Annotated in this window: 3 protein-coding genes and 1 pseudogene; 2 read left to right on the top strand and 2 right to left on the bottom strand. The window is 70.5% G+C overall.

What is annotated here, in order from left to right; all coding sequences use genetic code 11:
* Positions 1 to 267, bottom strand: a 267-nt coding sequence (locus NHG85_RS17620; protein ID WP_253334870.1) for a Hint domain-containing protein, incomplete at its 3' end; no start/stop codon positions are given.
* 137 nt (positions 268 to 404) lie between these two features.
* Positions 405 to 1,598, bottom strand: a complete 1,194-nt coding sequence (gene kynU, locus NHG85_RS17615; RefSeq protein ID WP_253334869.1) for a kynureninase — start codon at positions 1,596 to 1,598, stop codon at positions 405 to 407.
* Positions 1,599 to 1,700: 102 nt separating this feature from the next.
* Between kynU and NHG85_RS17610 the strand changes: the two genes are divergently transcribed.
* Together NHG85_RS17610 and NHG85_RS17605 are read left to right on the top strand one after the other, a co-directional pair.
* On the top strand, positions 1,701 to 2,147 hold the full coding sequence (locus NHG85_RS17610; RefSeq protein ID WP_253334867.1) for a methyltransferase family protein: 447 nt from the start codon (positions 1,701 to 1,703) through the stop codon (positions 2,145 to 2,147).
* Positions 2,148 to 2,251: 104 nt separating this feature from the next.
* A pseudogene (locus tag NHG85_RS17605) lies at positions 2,252 to 2,424 on the top strand (Re/Si-specific NAD(P)(+) transhydrogenase subunit alpha); the annotation flags it as partial.

Raw genomic sequence — 2,424 nt, 5'->3', positions numbered from 1 at the left:
GCGCTGGCGCGGCGGCAGGCGCAGGGCGCGCTCCAGACCGGGCAGCGCGGCGGGCATGAGCTGCAGCGGCGCATCGACCGCCTCCGAACGCCCGACCTCCAGCCGCAGCAGGGGCTGAAAGCCGTGATCGCGGGTCAACACCAGATCGCCCGGGCGCAGCGTCTCGACCGCGCGCTCGCCCAGGGGGGTGGCGATGCGGGTGCCCGCAGGCAGGCCGGCCCTGTCGGCCCCGATCCGCGCGTTCGTTTCGATGCGTTTTCCGCCCATGCCCGGCCCCTCCCCGTATCCCGCCCCATCTTGCGGAGAAACCGTCAAGATCGGGTGTAGCCTTCAGCGCTGTGCGCGCTTCCAGGCACTGGAAACATGGCCGAAGCATAACCGACGCGGCATCGCACACCCCGAGGTCAGGTCACGGCGGCGCGGGTGTGGAATTCGGGCCGGTCCCACGATCCGTCGCGCAGGATCCGCGCCAGAACTTCGACCGCCCGGTCGATGTCGCCCTCGTCGAGGTAAAGCGGCGTGATGCCGAAGCGCAGGATGTCGGGCGCGCGGAAATCGCCGATCACGCCTTCGGCGATCAGCGCCTGCATCACCGCGTAGCCCTGGGGGTGGCGGAACGAGACCTGGCTGCCGCGCAGGGCGTGGTCGCGCGGCGTGGCGAGCTCCAGGCCGGGGCAGGCTGCCTCGACGCCCGCGATGAAGCGATCGCCCAGAGCCAGCGAGGCGGCGCGCAGATCGGTCATGTCGACCCCGTCCCAGATGTCGAGCGCCGCCTCCAGCGCCGCCATGGCGAGCACGGGCGGCGTGCCGACGCGCATCCGCGCGATCGCCGCACCGGGACGGTAGCCCGGCTCGAAGGCGAAGGGGTCGGCATGGCCGAGCCAGCCCGAAAGCGCGGGCCGCACCTGGTCGATCAGGCGCGGGGCCACGTGGATGAAGGCGGGCGCACCGGGGCCGCCATTGAGGAACTTGTAGGTGCAGCCCACCGCGAAATCGGTATCCGCGCCCGCCACGTCGAGATCCACGGCCCCCGCCGAATGCGCGAGATCCCAGATCGCCAGCGCGCCCGCCGCATGGGCGCGGGCGATGAGCGCGGGCATGTCGTGGCGACGCCCGGTGCGATAGTCGACCTCGGTGATCATCATCACCGCGACATCCTCGTCGATCGCGGCCTCGACCTCCTCGGGCGCCACGACGCGCAGCTCATGTCCGCGGCCGAGCTGTTCGATCAGCCCCTGCGCCATGTAGAGATCCGAGGGGAAGTTGCCACTGTCGCTCAGGATCACGCGGCGCTCGGGGCGCAGCGCGAGAGCGGCAGCAAGCGCCTGGTGCACCTTGATCGACAGCGTGTCGCCGAGCACCGTGGTCCCCTCGGGCGCGCCGATCAGCCGCCCGACCCGGTCGCCGAGGCTGGCGGGCTGATCCATCCATCCCGCCTTGTTCCAGCCGGTGATCAGCATCTCGCCCCATTCGCCCGTCATCGCTCGCGCCATGCGCTCGGGCGCGGCCCGGGGCAGGGGGCCGAGCGAATTGCCGTCGAGATATGTCACGCCATCCGGCAGTTCGAACATTGCCTTGGTGGCTTGGAAATCGGTCATCTCGGCGCTCCTCCTCGCGTCAGCCCGCGAAGTTGTGGCAGCAGGGCCGCCCTTGCGCAACTGCGCGTGACAGCGCCCCGACGGCAGGGCAAGGATGGGGGCATGTACTGGATCGATTTTCCGCCCGCCTGGACCCTCTACGGCGCGCTCGCCGCATGGGGCCTGTCGCGCATCGAGCCGGGTTGGCTCGTCTTCGGACCGTATCATGCGGCGCTGGGCGGGGCCGTCATCGCGCTCGGGCTGGGGCTGATGCTTTGGGCGAGTGCGACGATGCTGCGCCGGAAAACGGAAGTCATGCCGGGCCGCGAGGCGGCGGCGCTGGTCACCGACGGGCCGTTTCGCTTCTCGCGCAACCCGATCTATCTGGGCGACCTCATGCTGCTCACGGGGGCGGCTCTCATCTTCGACGCGCCGCTGGCGCTCGCGCTGGTGCCGCTGCTCGCCGCGATCCTGCAGGCCCGCTTCATCCGGCCCGAGGAGGCGATGCTGCGCAAGCGCTTCGGCGCGGGTTTCGAAGCCTGGGCCGGGCGCACGCGGCGCTGGCTGTGAGGGCGTCGTGACGCGGCGGCAGCAAAGTCTGCCGGTGCCCTTGTGCAACATTCTTTCCCCCGCTACTCCTCTCGCAACCGCAGAATGACCGAAGGGGACGGCGCGTGAGGATCGGGGCACCGAGGGAAATTCATGACGGCGAGGCGCGGGTATCGATGACCCCGGCCTCGGCGAAAGATCTGAAAAAGCTGGGACATGCGTGCCTGATCGAGGCCGGGGCGGGTGTGGCCGCGGGGTTTACCGACGCGGCCTATGAGGACGCCGGGGTCACCGTGGT

Origin of the sequence: Limimaricola litoreus, assembly GCF_024159025.1 — a bacterium.
GTDB lineage: Bacteria > Pseudomonadota > Alphaproteobacteria > Rhodobacterales > Rhodobacteraceae > Limimaricola > Limimaricola litoreus.
The sequence above is the reverse complement of the archived record's forward strand: the minus strand, read 5'-3'. Positions and strand labels throughout refer to the sequence as shown.

Coding starts and splice junctions, on each gene's coding strand:
- kynU (WP_253334869.1), bottom strand. CDS start 1,598: ATGACCGATTTCCAAGCCACCAAGGCAATGTTCGAACTGCCGGATGGC.
- NHG85_RS17610 (WP_253334867.1), top strand. CDS start 1,701: ATGTACTGGATCGATTTTCCGCCCGCCTGGACCCTCTACGGCGCGCTC.